General features: G+C 33.5%; 13 protein-coding genes. 8 read left to right on the top strand and 5 right to left on the bottom strand.

From position 1 onward, the window contains the following. The first annotated feature begins 249 nt into the window (after positions 1 to 249). The 5 genes from ACEW8E_RS04545 (at position 250) to ACEW8E_RS04565 (ending at position 7,413) form a co-directional block, all read left to right on the top strand. The gene (locus tag ACEW8E_RS04545; RefSeq protein ID WP_373479155.1) at positions 250 to 624 is read left to right on the top strand and encodes a hypothetical protein; all 375 of its coding nucleotides are present in this window, start codon (positions 250 to 252) and stop codon (positions 622 to 624) included. Positions 625 to 968: 344 nt separating this feature from the next. Continuing rightward, the gene (pruA, locus tag ACEW8E_RS04550) at positions 969 to 4,019 is read left to right on the top strand and encodes an L-glutamate gamma-semialdehyde dehydrogenase (RefSeq protein ID WP_373479156.1); all 3,051 of its coding nucleotides are present in this window, start codon (positions 969 to 971) and stop codon (positions 4,017 to 4,019) included. 200 nt (positions 4,020 to 4,219) lie between these two features. Next, on the top strand, positions 4,220 to 6,232 hold the full coding sequence (gene tkt, locus ACEW8E_RS04555) for a transketolase (RefSeq protein ID WP_373479157.1): 2,013 nt from the start codon (positions 4,220 to 4,222) through the stop codon (positions 6,230 to 6,232). A 236-nt stretch (positions 6,233 to 6,468) separates the two neighbouring features. Beyond that, complete coding sequence (locus tag ACEW8E_RS04560) at positions 6,469 to 6,723, top strand: SemiSWEET transporter (protein WP_373479158.1); 255 nt, start codon at positions 6,469 to 6,471, stop codon at positions 6,721 to 6,723. Between the two features lie 327 nt (positions 6,724 to 7,050). After that, the gene (locus ACEW8E_RS04565) at positions 7,051 to 7,413 is read left to right on the top strand and encodes a hypothetical protein (protein ID WP_373479159.1); all 363 of its coding nucleotides are present in this window, start codon (positions 7,051 to 7,053) and stop codon (positions 7,411 to 7,413) included. Position 7,414: 1 nt separating this feature from the next. Here ACEW8E_RS04565 and ACEW8E_RS04570 read toward each other — a convergent pair whose 3' ends face one another. Further along, positions 7,415 to 9,736, bottom strand: coding sequence for a DHH family phosphoesterase (locus ACEW8E_RS04570; RefSeq protein WP_373479160.1), 2,322 nt, complete (start codon positions 9,734 to 9,736; stop codon positions 7,415 to 7,417). Positions 9,737 to 9,844: 108 nt separating this feature from the next. On the opposite strand from ACEW8E_RS04570, the gene ACEW8E_RS04575 reads away from it, so the two are divergent. Continuing rightward, entirely contained in the window at positions 9,845 to 10,507 is a 663-nt protein-coding gene (locus ACEW8E_RS04575) for a class I SAM-dependent methyltransferase (protein ID WP_373479161.1), read from the top strand. A gap of 106 nt (positions 10,508 to 10,613) precedes the next feature. Here the strand turns inward: ACEW8E_RS04575 and petD are convergent, their stop codons facing one another. Both petD and petB read right to left on the bottom strand, forming a co-directional pair. Further along, positions 10,614 to 11,111, bottom strand: coding sequence for a cytochrome b6-f complex subunit IV (gene petD / locus ACEW8E_RS04580; RefSeq protein WP_373479162.1), 498 nt, complete (start codon positions 11,109 to 11,111; stop codon positions 10,614 to 10,616). Between the two features lie 205 nt (positions 11,112 to 11,316). Further along, entirely contained in the window at positions 11,317 to 11,985 is a 669-nt protein-coding gene (petB, locus tag ACEW8E_RS04585) for a cytochrome b6 (protein ID WP_373479163.1), read from the bottom strand. Positions 11,986 to 12,365: 380 nt separating this feature from the next. Between petB and ACEW8E_RS04590 the strand changes: the two genes are divergently transcribed. Beyond that, positions 12,366 to 12,905, top strand: coding sequence for a late competence development ComFB family protein (locus tag ACEW8E_RS04590; protein WP_373479164.1), 540 nt, complete (start codon positions 12,366 to 12,368; stop codon positions 12,903 to 12,905). A 24-nt stretch (positions 12,906 to 12,929) separates the two neighbouring features. Continuing rightward, the gene (locus ACEW8E_RS04595) at positions 12,930 to 15,086 is read left to right on the top strand and encodes a heavy metal translocating P-type ATPase (protein ID WP_373479165.1); all 2,157 of its coding nucleotides are present in this window, start codon (positions 12,930 to 12,932) and stop codon (positions 15,084 to 15,086) included. Positions 15,087 to 15,103: 17 nt separating this feature from the next. Here ACEW8E_RS04595 and ACEW8E_RS04600 read toward each other — a convergent pair whose 3' ends face one another. Beyond that, positions 15,104 to 16,294: an RNA-guided endonuclease InsQ/TnpB family protein gene (locus tag ACEW8E_RS04600; RefSeq protein ID WP_373479166.1), complete on the bottom strand. Its 1,191-nt coding sequence runs from the start codon at positions 16,292 to 16,294 to the stop codon at positions 15,104 to 15,106. Further along, the gene (locus ACEW8E_RS04605; protein ID WP_373479167.1) at positions 16,275 to 16,877 is read right to left on the bottom strand and encodes an IS607 family transposase; all 603 of its coding nucleotides are present in this window, start codon (positions 16,875 to 16,877) and stop codon (positions 16,275 to 16,277) included. Before ACEW8E_RS04605 ends, ACEW8E_RS04600 begins: the two co-directional genes overlap by 20 nt. Positions 16,878 to 16,950: the final 73 nt, after the last annotated feature.

A 16,950-nucleotide genomic window follows, 5' to 3' on the forward strand; every position in this document is an offset into this window, starting at 1 on the left:
TGAAATTAGAGTTTGTAACTGTATAATACTACCCTGTTTTTTGAGCAAAAATGCCTAAAACTACGCACTTTTTTATTAACTTAACGATGCCCCAAGCCTTGATTTTAATAGCTTTCTGATTTATTCAGCAAACCCTAATTAGAGGTTAATTACTATCAGAAACTAAACAGATAGCTTGACATTTTTAAGAATTATTGAATAAGATAAATAAACATTAGTTCAACCATGATAATCAGTAAAGTTTTGCCCATGAAAACCAATCAAATTCTTAAATTATGTTTACTATGGAATCCTGTTATATTAGCTGCTTTTTTCTTGAATATTTGTCAAACTCAACCAGTAAGAGCATCTGAAAATCAAGGGATTACGATAACTATTTTGAGTCCAGATTTAATAGAAATTGACGAAAAACTTGATTTAGAGAAAAATGCAAATGGTCATTTTATTCTCAATTTTACTGAGGAAGAAAGTGATTCAGCGATCAAAATGTTTGGTTGTGATTGTATTTCTTCTATTAATAAGTTAAAACAATTAAGAGGGATGACAAAAGGAGTTTATGGAGAAATTTTAAATGATAAAACTATCATAGCAACTTGTTCTCATCAACAGTATTTAAGTGTATAAATTATCATTATTTTTTGATTTATACTTATTTTGAATAATCATCATAATTTGGGATTAATTTTAAAATTAAATTCATAATAAATTCCCCTGTTAAAGAACATAGTAGCTATTCTACAGTAGTTATGATAAATTGACAGTTTGCATTTCCCCTGACACCCGACACCTGACACCCGACACCCGACACCTGACACTTTTTTCACCAAAGCCGAATTAGTAATAAATTTTCTAAATATGATAAAATAGTAAGGCTAAAAAACTCTTAATGTTATGCAACATCAGCATTTTAGCACTCGATTATCAGGACAAAATTAAAGATATTTTACTATATTTATTAGGTCAAATTTATGATTGCTTCCGCTAATTCTACATTATCCTACGAAGATTCAACAAAAGCGATCGCCAAAGAGTTAATCGAAGCCACAAGGCAAAAAGGCAATATTTTCAGTCAGTTGAAAGAACAAGCACAGTTCGATGATAAACTCATGAATTGGACAATGAGTAACCCCGGTTTGAGGGTACAATTGTTTAGATTCATTGATGCGTTACCTGCATTGAGAAGCAAGTCTGAGATTATGCGTCATTTACAACAATATCTCACGGCGGAAGAAGTTGAATTACCCAATGAATTGAAAACTTTACTTAATTTTACCGAAGCTAACTCTATTCCCGCTCAACTTGCTTCTTCAACTATTACTAAAGCGGTGGAAACCTTAGCTTATAAATACATTTCAGGAGAAACCATCAAAGAGGTAATTAAAGCGGTAGAAAAAATGCGCAAGGAAAAAATGTGCTTTTCTATCGACTTGTTAGGAGAAGCGGTTATTACTGAAGGGGAAGCAGAATCTTATCTCCAAAATTACCTTGAATTAATCACTCAATTGAGTAATCAAGCTCAAAAATGGGCAAATATTCCCGAAATTGATACTGCTGACGGGGAAAATCTCCCTAAAGTTCAAGTTTCCGTCAAGTTAACCGCATTTTACTCTCAATTTGACCCGATTGATCCTGAAGGTGGTAAAGTTAAAGTTTGCGATCGCATTCGTACTTTATTAAGACACGCTCAAAATTATAATACGGCGGTACATTTTGATATAGAGCAGTACGCTTACAAAGATGTAGTTATTTCCATTTTACAAGAGTTGTTGATGGAAGAAGAATTTAAGACACGCACCGATATTGGCGTTACTTTACAAGGCTATTTGCGTGATTCGGAAGCAGACTTAAAAGGTTGGATTAATTGGGCAAAAAAACGGGGTAATCCCATTACTATCCGTCTAGTTAAAGGTGCATATTGGGATCAAGAAACCATTAAATCGAAGCAAAATCATTGGAATCAACCGGTATTTAACCAAAAACCAGAAACAGATATTAATTATGAAAAATTAACTCGTCTTCTCCTCGAAAATCACGACTATTTAAACGCAGCCATCGCTTCTCATAACGTACGCACTCAAGCAAATGCCATCGCTATTGCAGAAACCCTCAAAATCCCTCAACGTAAATTTGAATGTCAAATACTTTATGGCATGGGAGAAACTTTAGCTAGGGCGATCGTCAAAAGAGGGCATAGAGTTAGGGTTTATGCACCCTATGGGCAGTTATTACCGGGTATGGCTTATCTTATCCGTCGTTTACTCGAAAATACCGCTAATAGCTCCTTTTTACGTCAAAATTCAGAAGAAAAGCCCATAGAAGAATTAGTTGCACCTCCCAGTGTAAGCTCCCCAACCTCCTTTACAAAGGAAGGCTTAAATGCAGTTGTTTCCTCTGCGAAGGATGATTTAGATACAGTTTCCCCCATTGCCAAGGGGGGATTAAGGGGGGTTTTTCAAGGCTCACCAGATACTGATTATGGACGAGAATCTAACTTAAGTAAAGCTCGACAAGGGTTAACTATAGTACACAATCAGTTAGGCAAAATCTACTTACCTTTGATTAATGGTAAATACGTCGAAACCGATGAATATATCGACTCGGTTAATCCTTCTAATCCTTCAGAAATAGTCGGCAAAATTGGTTTAATTTCTCTTTCCCAAGCTGACGAAGCGATGAATAGCGCAAAAGAAGCCTTTAAAACATGGAGTAAAACCCCCGCTAAACAACGAGCTGATATTTTGCGAAAAGCGGCGGATATAATGGAAGCAAAACGCCATGAATTAACTGCTTGGATGTGCTATGAAGTTGGTAAAATATTGAAAGAAGGTGATCCTGAAGTATCAGAAGCTATTGATTTTTGTCGTTATTATGCTGATGAAATGGAAAGGCTTGATCAAGGTTATAGTTATGACGTAGCAGGAGAAAATGATCGCTATTTTTATCAACCTCGTGGCATTGCCTTAATCGTCTCTCCTTGGAATTTTCCTTTTGCTATCTCTACTGGTATGACAGTCGCCGCTTTAGTTGCAGGAAATTGTGCCTTACTTAAACCAGCCGCTACTAGCACGGTAATTGGAGCAAAAATTGCTGAAATTTTAATAGAAGCAGGTATTCCAGAAGGGGTTTTCCAATATATACCGGGTAAAGGTTCGGTTATTGGCGATTATCTCGTTAAACATCCCGATATTCACCTTATCGCATTTACCGGCTCAAGGGAAGTAGGTTGTAAAATTTATGCTGATGCAGCGATATTGCAACCTAAGCAAAAACACCTTAAACGAGTCATTGCCGAAATGGGGGGTAAGAATGGTATTATCGTCGATGAAAGTGCTGATTTAGATCAAGCTGTAGCTGGAGTAATACAATCAGCTTTTGGTTTTAGTGGTCAAAAATGTTCCGCTTGTAGTCGTGTAATAGTAGTTTCTACCGTCTATGATACCTTTGTCGAGCGTTTAGTGGAAGGAGTAAAATCTCTTAATGTAGGTGAGGCTAAAAATCCTAGCACGAAAGTAGGTCCTGTTATCGATGGTACTGCCCAAAAACGCATTTTAGAGTATATTGAGCAGGGTAAACAAGAAGGTAAATTAGCCATTCAAGTGCCTATTCCTGAAAATGGTTATTTTGTATCTCCCACCGTCATAATTGATATTCCAGAAAATGCCACTATTGCCCAAGAAGAGATTTTTGGTCCTGTATTAGCAGTAATCAAAGCAGACAATTTTGATCATGCTTTAAATATAGCCAACGGCACAGACTACGCTTTGACTGGTGGTTTATATTCTCGTACTCCAGCCCACATTGATCGAGCTTACAAAGAATTTGAGGTGGGCAATGTATATATTAATCGTGGTATTACAGGAGCGATCGTTGCTCGTCAACCCTTTGGAGGCTTTAAGTTATCAGGAGTCGGCTCAAAAGCAGGAGGTCCTGATTATCTGTTACAATTTTTAGAACCAAGAGTAGTGACAGAAAATATACAACGTCAAGGATTTGCACCCATAGAAGGAGCAGATAATTAATTGTAGGGTGGGCAATGCCCACTTTTTTAAATGCTAATATTACTTTTAAATCGGAAATAACCTTTACTCTTACACTTTACTAATCACGAAATTGAATAGGAAAATTTAAGAACTCTTGCTATCTCTACTCAACAATGAGAAAATAATTTGTAATTGTTCAAACATTTATATTTAGTTAAATTCAGTCAAAAAAATTCATTATGGTGGTTGCAACCCAATCTATTCAAGAACTCTGCATCAATGCTATTCGTTTTCTCTCCATTGATGGGGTAGAAAAAGCAAAATCTGGACACCCCGGCTTACCTATGGGCGCGGCTCCCATGTCTTTTGTGTTATGGGATCAATTCATGAAATTTAATCCCAAAAATCCCCAGTGGATTAACAGAGATAGATTTGTGCTTTCTGCTGGTCATGGTTCTATGCTTCAATATTCATTATTACACTTATTTGGATATGATAGCGTTAGCATTGATGATATTAAACAATTCCGTCAGTGGAAATCTAAAACCCCCGGACATCCTGAAAACTTCGTTACTGCTGGTGTTGAAGTTACAACTGGTCCTCTCGGACAAGGTATCGCTAATGGTGTTGGTTTGGCTTTAGCTGAAGCTCATTTAGGGGCAAAATATAACAAACCAGACTGTACTTTAATCGATCATTACACCTATGTTATTCTCGGTGATGGTTGTAATATGGAAGGTATTTCTGGAGAAGCCGCTTCTTTAGCTGGACATTGGGGCTTAGGTAAACTCATCGCTTTATATGATGATAACCATATCTCTATCGATGGTTCAACGGACATAGCTTTTACTGAAGATGTTTCTAAGCGTTTTGAGGCTTATGGTTGGCACGTTCTCCATGTAGAAAATGGTAATACTGATTTAGATGCCATCGCTGCGGCTATTGCTGAAGCTAAATCTGTTACTGATAAACCTACGATGATCAAAGTTACCACTACTATTGGTTATGGTTCACCTAAAAAACAAAATACCGCAGGTGTTCATGGTGCGGCTTTAGGTGGTGATGAAGTAGAAGCTACTCGTAAAAACTTGGGGTGGAATTACGCTCCTTTTGTCGTACCTCAAGAAGTTTATGATCACTTTAACAAAGCCATCGAACGGGGAGCAAGTTTAGAAGCGCAATGGAATCAAACCCTTGCTACTTATAAAACTAAGTATCCTACCGAAGCTAAAGAATTTGAAACTATCACTTCTGGCATACTTCCTGAAAATTGGGCAGATGTGTTACCTTCCTATACTCCTGAAGATAAACCTTTAGCTAGTCGTAAACACTCTGAAAATTGTTTAAATGCTATTTCTACGGTTTTACCTCAGTTAATTGGTGGTTCTGCGGATTTAACCCATTCTAACCTCACTCAACTTAAGGTTTCTGGGGATTTCCAAAAAGGTGCTTACGAAAATCGTAACGTGCATTTTGGTGTTCGTGAACACGCAATGGGTGCAATTTGTAATGCAATTTCTTTACATAACACTGGTTTAATTCCTTACGGTGCAACTTTCTTGATTTTCTCTGACTACATGAGAAATTCTATCCGTCTTTCGGCTCTTTCTGAAGCTCAAGTTCTCTGGGTTATGACTCATGATTCCATCGCATTAGGTGAAGATGGTCCTACTCACCAACCCGTTGAACAAGTGGCTTCTTTACGCTTAATTCCAGACTTAATGGTATTTCGCCCGGCTGACGGTAACGAAACTTCTGGAGCTTACAAAGTAGCTATCGAAACTAAGAAAAAATCTTCCCTCTTAGCTTTAACCCGTCAAAACTTAGATAACTTAGCTGGTTCGTCTATTGATGCCGTAGCTAAAGGCGGTTATGTAGCGGCTTGTGGATTTGCTCCTAACGAATTAGACTTAATCTTAATCGGTACAGGTAGCGAAGTCGGACTTTGTATTAAAGCCGCCGAAAAATTAAAAGTCGAAGGCTTAAAAGTGCGTGTAGTTTCCATGCCTTGTGTGGAATTATTCGACTTACAAAGTGATGAATATAAAGAATCTGTATTACCCAAAGCCATCAAAAAACGTGTTTCTGTGGAAGCAGGTGTAACCTTTGGTTGGGAACGTTTTGTCGGTGACGAAGGAGCTTGTATCGGTATTAATACTTATGGTGCATCTGCTCCGGGTGATGTCGTTATGGAGAAATTCGGCTTTACCGTTGATAATGTTGTGGCTAAAGCTAAAGAAATTTTAGGCTAATTTTTCTCTTTTATTTAACTACTTAAACCCTCCTATTTTTTAGGGGGTTTTTTTATCCATAATTAAGCTATAAATAAATTCCCCGCTTTTATATTAAGTACTCAGGCGTATATAGGTAAGGGTTAAAACCCATTGTTACCAGAGGTTTGAGCCACATAAAATGTATAATTAATTTTACTCACCAATTTATTAAGCTACCTCAATCTTTTCTGTTATTCCTTACTCAGGTTTTAATTATGGAATTAGTCACAATAATTGGTTTAATGGCAGGTTTTTTAACCACTATTTCTTTTTTACCTCAAGTTATTAAAACATGGCGATCGCGATCGGCTAAAGATTTATCATTATCAATGTTTTTAAGTTTTTGTATTGGTGTTTTTCTATGGTTAATTTATGGAATTTTGCTGGGTGATGTGCCGATTATTATTAGTAATACAGTAACGTTAATATTAGCTGGTACAATCTTATTTTTTAAAGTCAAATATAAGTAAATAGAATGTCTTTAAAATTTGTGATTTTTGTTAATTTAATGATCGTGTTTTTTAACTTTTGTTTATTATGGAAACTGATAAAATTTAATAATTATTTATTTAATCTTAATAATTTATTATCACAAATTAATAGTAATTCCAATTTAATTTTAAAAGAAATACCTCTAACGATTTTACTAACAGCTTTTGAAATCAAGAAATTTAGAACTAATTATGTCAACTTAAAGATTAAAATAAATAATACAAAAAAAATTATTATTATAACTAAATTTATTTATAAAATTTTCCGTCAAAAATTAATTTAATATTTGATTTTTAGAAAAAATAATGCAACCAAAATTTAAAGATATAAAAGAATATGAAAAGGCACAATTATTATTACAACCAATTTATATTAGATTAATAGATAACCTCCGTCAACAATCAGAATTATTGTCATGGGATATAAGTTATGAAGAAATAACCGAACCTTTTCCTGCTTATATTGTTTGTTTAAAAAAAGGTAATTATATCAGTAAAAATAATATTTGGGAACTTTGTTTTCAAGTATGTTTTGATTCTTATAAATCAGGACAAATTCACCCTGTAGAAACTGATAAAAATTTGATAGATGATGATGGAGAATTAGATTGGCAAAAATTAGATTTAAAAACAAAAATTTTAGTTAAAAGTTTATTTATTAGTGAATAATTTATGAAGAATAATCAGTTTTTTTATTCATTTCTGATTCTAAAATATTAACAGGTACTTTATAAAAATAAGTTTTTTGTAAGTTTTCTTGATTAATTATATCTTCAAAACAATTTTTAGTCTTTATATAAACTTCAGACTCAAAAAATGATTTAGTTTGTTTAAACATTATTTTGTTATTTATTTTTTCATAAATAATCCCTATGTCTTCTATCGCATTTAAAATACATTCTAAGGTTAATTCGCTAATAGATAATTTTGTTAATAACTTCTCTATTTCTATTATGTGATTTTTCTCAACTAAATATTTAATTATACCCAAAAAATCTTTCCATAATTCCTCTACATCATTTTTATTATGATGATTGTAGCTTAAAATTAAACTCCTTTGTGATGCGATCGCTTCCTCATATTTTTTAGTCACTTCCACCCACTGTAAAGGACATTTATTCAACAAAATATTTGTCGAATTATTATTAATTAATAGAGATTTTTGACATCGATTATCTATGATAGAAGATGATAAATTTACTTTTTTTTCAACCTGATTTTCGACTGCAAGTTTAAGAGCAATTATTCTTATATAATAATCTTTTATTTTGGCATTATAATCTAATTCTACCACCACGTCATAACGATAATCTGGATTAATTTCTGAGGGATAATGTTCCCACCAAATACCATCAAAACCATGAGATTTACTACTCTCATCATAAATAGTAAAATAAGTTTTAATATATTTAATTTTTTGCCCATATTTATCACTATGATTCACATTTTCAGGCTTACTAAACCAAGCATTTTTTATCAATAATTTAGGTGCAGAATTATTTAAGCAACAAGGCTCAATTAAACTTAATTCTTGCCATAATTTTTCTCCTAATTCCCTAACAGTAAGCATTAAATCAATGGGAATAATTGAAGGTAAATAATCCCAATTAATTTTACTTTTTATTTGTTGGTTAATACTATCTCTAAATAATTCTATATTTTCTAAAGGTAAAGATACTTCTATGGTATTAGAATATTTGATAAAACTCTGGAATAAATCTCGTTGGTTAATAATTAATTCATATAAATTTACATTATTAATTGAACTACCATAACCTTTTGCTATGATTAAATTATCTTGATTAAAACTATCTTTTGTCGATAATAAAATAGTCGGCAGTGTATATTTTTTACTAATTATATTCGCAACTGAAGCTAAAATATTTTTCTCCCATCGATTATCTGTAAGAATAATTACCGCCGTTGTTGATAAATCTAATTCTTGTATTTTTTTTTCTGCTTGTTTGTATATTTCGTTCTGTAATTCCTTAAGATTTAGATTAGCTTTTTCTGCTTTTTCTGCTAATTTTTTTCCTAAATCACCATTTTTAGTGGTTAATAATTGAAATGCAAAATCTGTACTACTATGAATGTAACTTATTGCATTTATTCTTTTTATAATACCTTGAGAAATATCCATCGGGCGATCGCCATTTTGTTGACATAATTTTAGTAAAGTTTCTAAACCAATACGTTTGGTATTTCTTAAATACTCAATACCTAGTTTTACTAAATAGCGAGAATCTCCTTTTAACTCAGTTACTTCCGTTAATAACCCAATCACCACTAAATCAAGAAAATCTGTTAAAGGTTGAGAGAAAATAGCAGGAAATTGTTGATATAAAGCCTCTAAAAGTTTATAAGCAATAGCGACACCAGAAAAAGTATAAAAAGGATGATTTTCGGCGAAATTAAGAGGATTAAGGAAAGAAACCACAGGAGGACGTTCATCAAGTAAAATATGATGATCAATAATAATCATATCCATAGCCAAAGTTTGAGCATAATTAATTTCAGCCAAATTACTGCTACCAGTATCCGCCACAATAATTAAAGTTACTCCTTTTTTCTTTAATAAATCAATACCATGAGAATTTAACCCCGAAAATTCCGTTAAGTTATCAGGAAAATAATAACTCCATTGACTTTTGTCGGGAAAAAAAGGCTTTAAACCCTCCCATAATAAACAAGTAGTCGTTATAGCATCACCATAAACATTACCCCAAATAGCGACTTTTTCCTCCTCATCTCTGGCTTTTTTTAAACGAATTAAAGCTGATTTTATTTCTCTGCCAAATTCTGAAGCTGGAGAAGGTTGATAACTATTGTTGTCTAAAAATTCCCTCAACTTTTCCTCATCACGAATACCTCTACCCCATAATAATTTGGCTAAATAATCAGATTTTTTTCTTTTGGTGATATTGTTTATTTGTTCAAAAAAATCACGAGGAATATTATCACAAGGAGAAATTTGCCATTTTGTTTCCTTCATAAGTACCTAATTAATTGAATAAAGATAAGATTGCTATATAATAACCAGAAATCAAGATAATTTAAGTAAGATTTTGATCTAAAAATTATGTGATTTTCAGCTATTTCTATGAGTAATAAAACCCTAAATTTATCCCATGAATTATACGAATATTTATTGTCAATATCCCTAAGAGAATCGCCAGTATTACACGAATTAAGACAAGAAGCCGTTAACCATCCTCTGGGAAAAATGCAAATTTCGGCAGATCAAGCGCAATTTTTGGCATTATTAATTAAGTTAATGGGAGTAAAAAAAATTCTTGAAATAGGTGTTTTTATGGGTTACAGTTCCACTGCTATGGCTTTAGCCTTACCCGAAGAAGGAAAACTTATCGCCTGTGATATAAATGAAGATTTTACCGCCATTGCGAAAGGTTATTGGCAAAAAGCCCAAGTAGATCATAAAATAACCTTACATCTTGCCCCAGCTTTAGAAACCTTAGATAAATTAATTCTTCATGACGAAAAAGAAACTTTCGATTTTATCTTTATTGACGCAGATAAAAGTAACTATGATAATTACTATGAAAAATCTTTACAGTTATTAAGAAAAGGTGGTTTAATCGCCATTGATAACGTCCTTTGGTATGGTAAAGTAGCAGACGTTAATATTAATGATAATAGAACTAAAAAAATTCGAGACTTTAATACTAAATTAGCTCAAGATTCTCGTATTGATTTAAGTTTAATTCCCATCGGTGACGGTTTAACTTTAGCCATGAAAAAATAATCAACACAAAAAAAATATCTGCGATCGCCTCTAAACTCATCATCTAAAGAGCCTAAAAGCCATCACAGATACTTGATTTCGATAATTTTGAATTTTAAGTCAAAACTTAGAATAAACCCAAAGTTAAGGATTTATCAATGGGGAATACAGAACCAGCACCTAACCAAAGAGTTACAGCAGTACCGAATAAAAATACAGTCATCGCAATAGGGCGACGGAAAGGATTTTGGAACTTATTAACACTTTCAATGAAAGGTACTAACATTAAACCTAAAGGAATAGCTGCTTGACAAGCAATACCTAAAAGTTTGTTAGGTAACACTCGCAAAATTTGGAATACGGGATATAAATACCATTCAGGTAAGATTTCCAACGGAGTAGCAAAAGGATCAGCAGGTTCACCCATCATAGCAGGATCAAGAATTGCTAAACCAACAACTAAACCTAATGCACCTAAAATACAAACAGGAAACATATAGAGAATATCGTTAGGCCATGCAAGTTCACCGTAATAATGATGACCCATATTTTGAGCTAATTTTGCTCTTAATTTAGGATCATTGAGATCAGGTTTTTTGTGTAACTGAGAATTAGGATTGGACATAATTTGAGATTGTCTCCTTAATTAAGAAGGGGATTTGACAAAAAGTAGATATGTTTATATTTTATCCGTAAAAGATTTTAAATTTAGTCACTTTATCCACAAAATTTAAAGATTGTTTTTTCTTCAAATTCCCCTTATTTTTGACTATTTTTTTGTCTCCCAAAATTGAGAATAAGGGGGTTTGTGGGGGATCATGATTTAAACATTACAAAGGACCAGAAATCCCTTGTTTACGGATTAAGAGGAAGTGTAATAACATGAATACTGCCATTAACCAAGGTAAAACAAAGGTATGAATGGTATAGAAACGAGTTAAAGTAGCTTGACCTACACTTGCACCACCTCTTAAAAGTTCTACCATTTGATCACCCACTACAGGAATAGCCGCAGGTACACCAGAAACGATTTTAACCGCCCAATAACCTACTTGATCCCAAGGTAAGGAATAACCAGTTACACCGAAAGAAACGGTAATTACTGCCATGGTTACACCGACAACCCAAGTTAACTCACGAGGTTTTTTGAAACCACCAGTTAAATAAACACGGAATACATGGAGAATTAACATTAATACCATCATACTAGCTGACCAGCGATGGATCGAACGAATCAACCAACCGAAGTTAACTTCATTCATAATAAATTGAACAGAAGAAAAGGCTTCGGTAACAGTGGGTTTGTAGTAAAAAGTCATAGCAAACCCCGTTGCAAACTGAATTAAGAAGCAAGTTAGGGTAATTCCGCCTAAGCAATAAAAAATATTGACGTGGGGGGGAACATATTTGCTACTAATATCATCGGAAATCGCTTCTATTTCTAGGCGATCATTAAACCATTTATAAACAGGAGAATCGGTTACTTGTTTAGTAAACATTAAGCCGTGAACTTTTAAGGATTATTTATGTACAGTGATTTTTAAATCAATATTTGAGACATTCTCTTACTTTCGTGGAGAGATTTTTTGCTTTGGTGCAAATACGGTTAGTCTTACCGTTTAATAACCATAAATCTCAGTTTTGAAGATCTATAGTTAGAATTAGTCAATTGAATTATATCATGACGTTGTAGCAAGATCTGACATCATTAACAATGGTAATGGTTTGATCTTTTACTACATAAAATTTAACATATCTTTAAGGTTCATCGCAATAACCAGAGGTTTTTAATTCCAAATTATTGCTTTTAAAACTATTAATTCACTGTAAACTAAAATTGTAAAGTAGTTTTTGCTCAATGTAATCTTATAGAGGAATAATGGAAATCAATCAAATTGTTAATCACGCATTGGAAACAGGATATTTAACTCCCACCATGGAAGCGGAAGTAGGAAAATTATGTGAAACATCCTCTGAGTTATCTTTAGAAGAATATGTAGCATTAGATAAACTGATGGGTGCATTACTCACGGGAGAGGTTTTAGCTATGCCTCGTAAACAATTTATTAATGTTATGGAAGAATTAGTGGTTAGTGAGGTGATTTCTAGGGTTGCGGAAATTGAAACTAGCAGTAGTCGATTATTAGATGTTGGAGACATTTCTGCTTATGCCCTTAACCGTTTACCTCCCCTGTATGCTACCACAGAAGAAGGGGCTAATTTTCAAAGAGAGAAAGCCAAAGAAGAATTAAAAAACCTTATTGTTGAACAAGTAGAGCAATCTATTTCATTATATCTTGACCGTCCCGAATTTTATCCAGAAAGACACGCTATTAATAAAAGCAAACCCTCTGACAGTGTTTTTACTCAAGTAACTCAATTATTACAATCTCAGGCTTCTAATTATGAAACACATTAGTTTTAACAATAAATATAATTTAACATGGTTTCTTTAAGTTTAACTTCTCCTCCCCTAAAACAAACAATACCTTCTATCGATACCATCACTTTAGATATAGATGGCATGAAATGTTCTGGTTGTGTCAAATCAGTAGAGAAACAAATTAGACAACATCAAGGAATTATTTGTGCCAATGTCAATCTAATGACTTCTGTTGCTTTGGTAGAATATCAAGTAGGTGTTGTGGAATTAGAAACTATCGCCCAAAAACTGACTAATCTCGGTTTTCCTACCCAAGTAAGATTAAAAGACGAAACACAGGAAAATCAAAAATTAATTATTCACCAAAAAAGATTATCGGCTAAAAAAAATCAACAATATCTTTTAATCAGTGCTGCTTTTCTTTTACTATTTTCTACCATCGGACATTTACATCATTTAGGTTTACACCCTTGGCATTGGTTAACTAATATTTGGTTTCATTGGGGTTTAGCTACCGCTAGTTTACTAATTCCGGGTAAAGAAATTTTACTTAACGGTTGGCAGGGTTTATGGCAAAGAAAGCCTAATATGAATAGTTTAGTGGGTATTGGTGCGATTTGCGCTTATATAGCTAGTTGTATCGCACTCATTTTCCCTGAATTGGGTTGGGAATGTTTTTTTGATGAGCCAGTCATGTTACTTGGATTTATCTTTTTAGGTAAAGTATTAGAGTCAACCGCTAGAAATAAGGCTGTAGATTCTTTGGAAGCATTACTTAGTTTACGCCCTCAATTTGCGCGTTTAGTTGGTAAGATTAATTCTAATCAAGATCAAGGTTTACAAATTCCAGCCTTACAAGTTAAGCCCATGGAGTGGGTAAGAGTGTTATCAGGGGAGCAATTTCCCGTTGATGGTATTATTATCGAAGGTGAAACTACCATTGATGAATCTTTACTCACGGGGGAATCTTTACCTACTTTCAAAAGTGTTGGCGAAAAAGTCTGTGCAGGAACAATTAATCATGGCAATATGGTAATTGTGGAAGCCGTCACCGATGGTAAAAATACTCTTCTCAGTCAAATTATTGCTACCGTTGAAGCCGCTCAAACTCGTAAACCACCAGTGCAAAAGTTCGCTGATACTGTTTCTAGTTATTTTACTTATTTTATCATTGCGATGGCCTTTTTTACCTTTAGTTTTTGGTATTTTTGGGGTACACAAATTTGGTCGAATATAGTAATAGAATTTGATACTACTAAAATTATTCTCAGCCTCAAGTTAGCGATTAATGTTCTTGTGATAGCGTGTCCGTGTGCTTTAGGTTTAGCTACACCCACAGCGATTTTAGTAGGCACAACCCTAGGTGCAGAAAATGGGTTGTTAATTAAAGGCGGCGATGTGTTAGAACAAGTTAAGAACTTAAAAACCATCGTCTTTGATAAAACAGGAACTCTTACTCAAGGATACTTAGAAATTACTGATATATTCTCTTATTATCCAGATAAATTTTCCGAAGATAAAATATTACAAATTGCCGCTAGTTTAGAAATTGTGGCTAATCATCCTCTAGCTGAAACTATCCTTAAAAAAGCCCAAAAACTCCACCTAGAAATTCTTGATAATCAAAACTTAGAAAATTGTCACGGTAAAGGAGTAAAAGGAATTATCACGCCATTTATCGATTGCTTTTATTTAGGTAATCAGTCATGGTTAATGGAAAATAATATTATGGTTAATGATGTCACAGTTAATCAAGTTAAATCCTTACAAACACAAGGTAAAACAGTAATTTATTTAGCCCAAAATACTACTATTATCGGTTTTATTGCCCTGGGAGATACCCTCAGACAAGATGCGAAACAAACCATTGATACCCTAGAAAAAATGGGTTTAGAAGTAATTATGATGAGTGGTGATCAACCTGAAACAGCTACATATATAGCTCAACAATTGGCTATCAAAACTTATTATGGCAGTGTCACTCCTCAAGGAAAAAGTGCTTTAATCAAACAAATACAGCAAGAAAACCCTGATAAAATAGTAGCGATGATAGGTGACGGCGTTAATGATGCACCTGCCATGACAACCGCTCAATTTTCCATTGCTATGACTAATGGTGCACAAGTCGCCATTAAAACTGCTGGAATCATCCTCACTAGAGGCAAATTAAGTGATGTCATCACAGCTATTCATTTAAGTCAAATTACCGCTCTATAAAACTTACTCAAATCTACTCATAAGAGTAAATCCCCACTCTTCATGGGATGGACGTTCACTTCCTGCTTCACCGAATCCTTAATAGACTTGCCACTAAGTTGGTTTGACTCTCCACAGGCTTTACTTCCCCACAAGCTATGGGTAGTCGGATATAACTCCAAATTAATACTAGCATTCAAATCACGATCTATTTTTAGACCACAATTTTTACACTCATAAACTCTTTTAGAAAGAGGCATTTTTTGTCTATTTTGACAGTTTGAGCACAGTTGAGATGACGGGTAAAATCGGTCAGCAATGACTAATTTTGAGCCATACCATTCTGTTTTATATTCCAACTGTCTTCTAAATTCATAAAAGCCACAATCCGCTACTGCACTTGCTAAACGATGATTTTTAAGCATCCCTGACACATTCAAATTCTCAATCACAATGAAGCTGTGGTTTTTAGCTAACCATGATGTTAATTTATGAATAGTATCTTTTCTTATTTGGACTACTTTTTTATGTTGTCTAGCTAATTTTACTTGAGCTTTTTGACGATTTTTACTACTTTTTTGTTTCCTAGCTAAATTGCGTTGTAATCTTGCTAATTTTCTCTTATTTTTACGGTAGGCTTTTCTATTTTTAATTACCGTTCCATCGCTACAAGTTGCCAAAGAATTAATCCCAATATCAACCCCTATTATTTCTCTTATTTTAGGAGTATTAGCTATATCTAACTCGTATTTAAACGCAATAAACCATCTATCAGCATGACGAGAAATTGTAACATTTTTAGGAGTAATTGCTGGTAAATTTTCATGAACATTAACCCATCCTATTCTTGGTAATTTAAAACGGTTTCCACTAACTTTAATTGAACCTTCTAAATAGAAACTATCATGATGTCCTTTCTTTTTAAATCTTGGTTTTTTAGTGTGTTTATGAATCCACCAATTTTTAAAAGCAGTAGAGAGATTTCTTAAGGCTTGTTGAGGAGAACATTTTGATACTTCGTAGTACCAAGAATAAACAGGTTTTACTTCAGCGACCAACTTTTTATGTAAATCAATTGCTGTTGGTAATTTTTCATTATTTTCTAATGCTTTAAAACAAGTAGCAAGTCCCCAGTTATAAGCATGACGAGCTACTCCAGCGTGTTTGGCTAAAAGTGTTTTTTGCTTATTATTAAGTTTTAATTCTGTCTTAAAGCTCACGAGTGGCACTTCTTAAATCCTCCATTAATTTGCGATTTTTATGACTTCTTGAACCATATAATCTAGCACTAAAAACAGTGATAATTTCCAAAACATCATTAGCCAAATCTTCTTCAAAACTAGAATCTTCTGTTCTATTAATTATCACTACTTCAGTGCCAAAGATTTCACACAAACTAAAAATTAATTCACTGCCAAATCTTAGCAATCTATCTTTATGAGTCAATACTAATCTTTCGACTTGATTATTAGTAATTAAACTTATTAATCTTTTTAGTCCTTTTTTGGAGTAATTTAATCCACTACCTAAGTCAGAAATAATTTCAATTTGCCAACCATTTTGAGCAGAGAATAACTCTAAAACTTGAATTTGCCTGGTTAAATCTTCTTTTTGATCATGACTAGAAACACGGGCATAACCGATGGTAAAAGATAGCTCTTTTTTGATACCTAATAATTGATTTAAGTCATATCTACGATGACCATTAGCGGTACGTTCAGGAATTAAAATCCCTTCAGTTTCCCACCTTCTCAGTGTAGATGTACTAACACCTTTTAGTTTTGCGGCTTCAGAAATAGATAGTTTACTCATTGTTCTAGTCTAGCTCAAAAAATGAGTAAGTTTAAGAAGATTTAAGTAACTTTTTGTTAACTGTTAAAAGCCC

It is taken from the genome of Geminocystis sp. (genome assembly GCF_041753295.1).
GTDB lineage: Bacteria > Cyanobacteriota > Cyanobacteriia > Cyanobacteriales > Cyanobacteriaceae > Geminocystis.

Excerpts from the sequence above, each read along its gene's own strand:
- petB (WP_373479163.1), bottom strand. The coding sequence starts at position 11,985 with ATGTTTACTAAACAAGTAACCGATTCTCCTGTTTATAAATGGTTTAAT.
- pruA (WP_373479156.1), top strand. The coding sequence starts at position 969 with ATGATTGCTTCCGCTAATTCTACATTATCCTACGAAGATTCAACAAAA.
- tkt (WP_373479157.1), top strand. The coding sequence starts at position 4,220 with ATGGTGGTTGCAACCCAATCTATTCAAGAACTCTGCATCAATGCTATT.
- ACEW8E_RS04595 (WP_373479165.1), top strand. The coding sequence starts at position 12,930 with ATGGTTTCTTTAAGTTTAACTTCTCCTCCCCTAAAACAAACAATACCT.
- ACEW8E_RS04605 (WP_373479167.1), bottom strand. The coding sequence starts at position 16,877 with ATGAGTAAACTATCTATTTCTGAAGCCGCAAAACTAAAAGGTGTTAGT.
- ACEW8E_RS04575 (WP_373479161.1), top strand. The coding sequence starts at position 9,845 with ATGAGTAATAAAACCCTAAATTTATCCCATGAATTATACGAATATTTA.
- ACEW8E_RS04560 (WP_373479158.1), top strand. The coding sequence starts at position 6,469 with ATGGAATTAGTCACAATAATTGGTTTAATGGCAGGTTTTTTAACCACT.
- petD (WP_373479162.1), bottom strand. The coding sequence starts at position 11,111 with ATGTCCAATCCTAATTCTCAGTTACACAAAAAACCTGATCTCAATGAT.
- ACEW8E_RS04565 (WP_373479159.1), top strand. The coding sequence starts at position 7,051 with ATGCAACCAAAATTTAAAGATATAAAAGAATATGAAAAGGCACAATTA.
- ACEW8E_RS04590 (WP_373479164.1), top strand. The coding sequence starts at position 12,366 with ATGGAAATCAATCAAATTGTTAATCACGCATTGGAAACAGGATATTTA.
- ACEW8E_RS04545 (WP_373479155.1), top strand. The coding sequence starts at position 250 with ATGAAAACCAATCAAATTCTTAAATTATGTTTACTATGGAATCCTGTT.
- ACEW8E_RS04570 (WP_373479160.1), bottom strand. The coding sequence starts at position 9,736 with ATGAAGGAAACAAAATGGCAAATTTCTCCTTGTGATAATATTCCTCGT.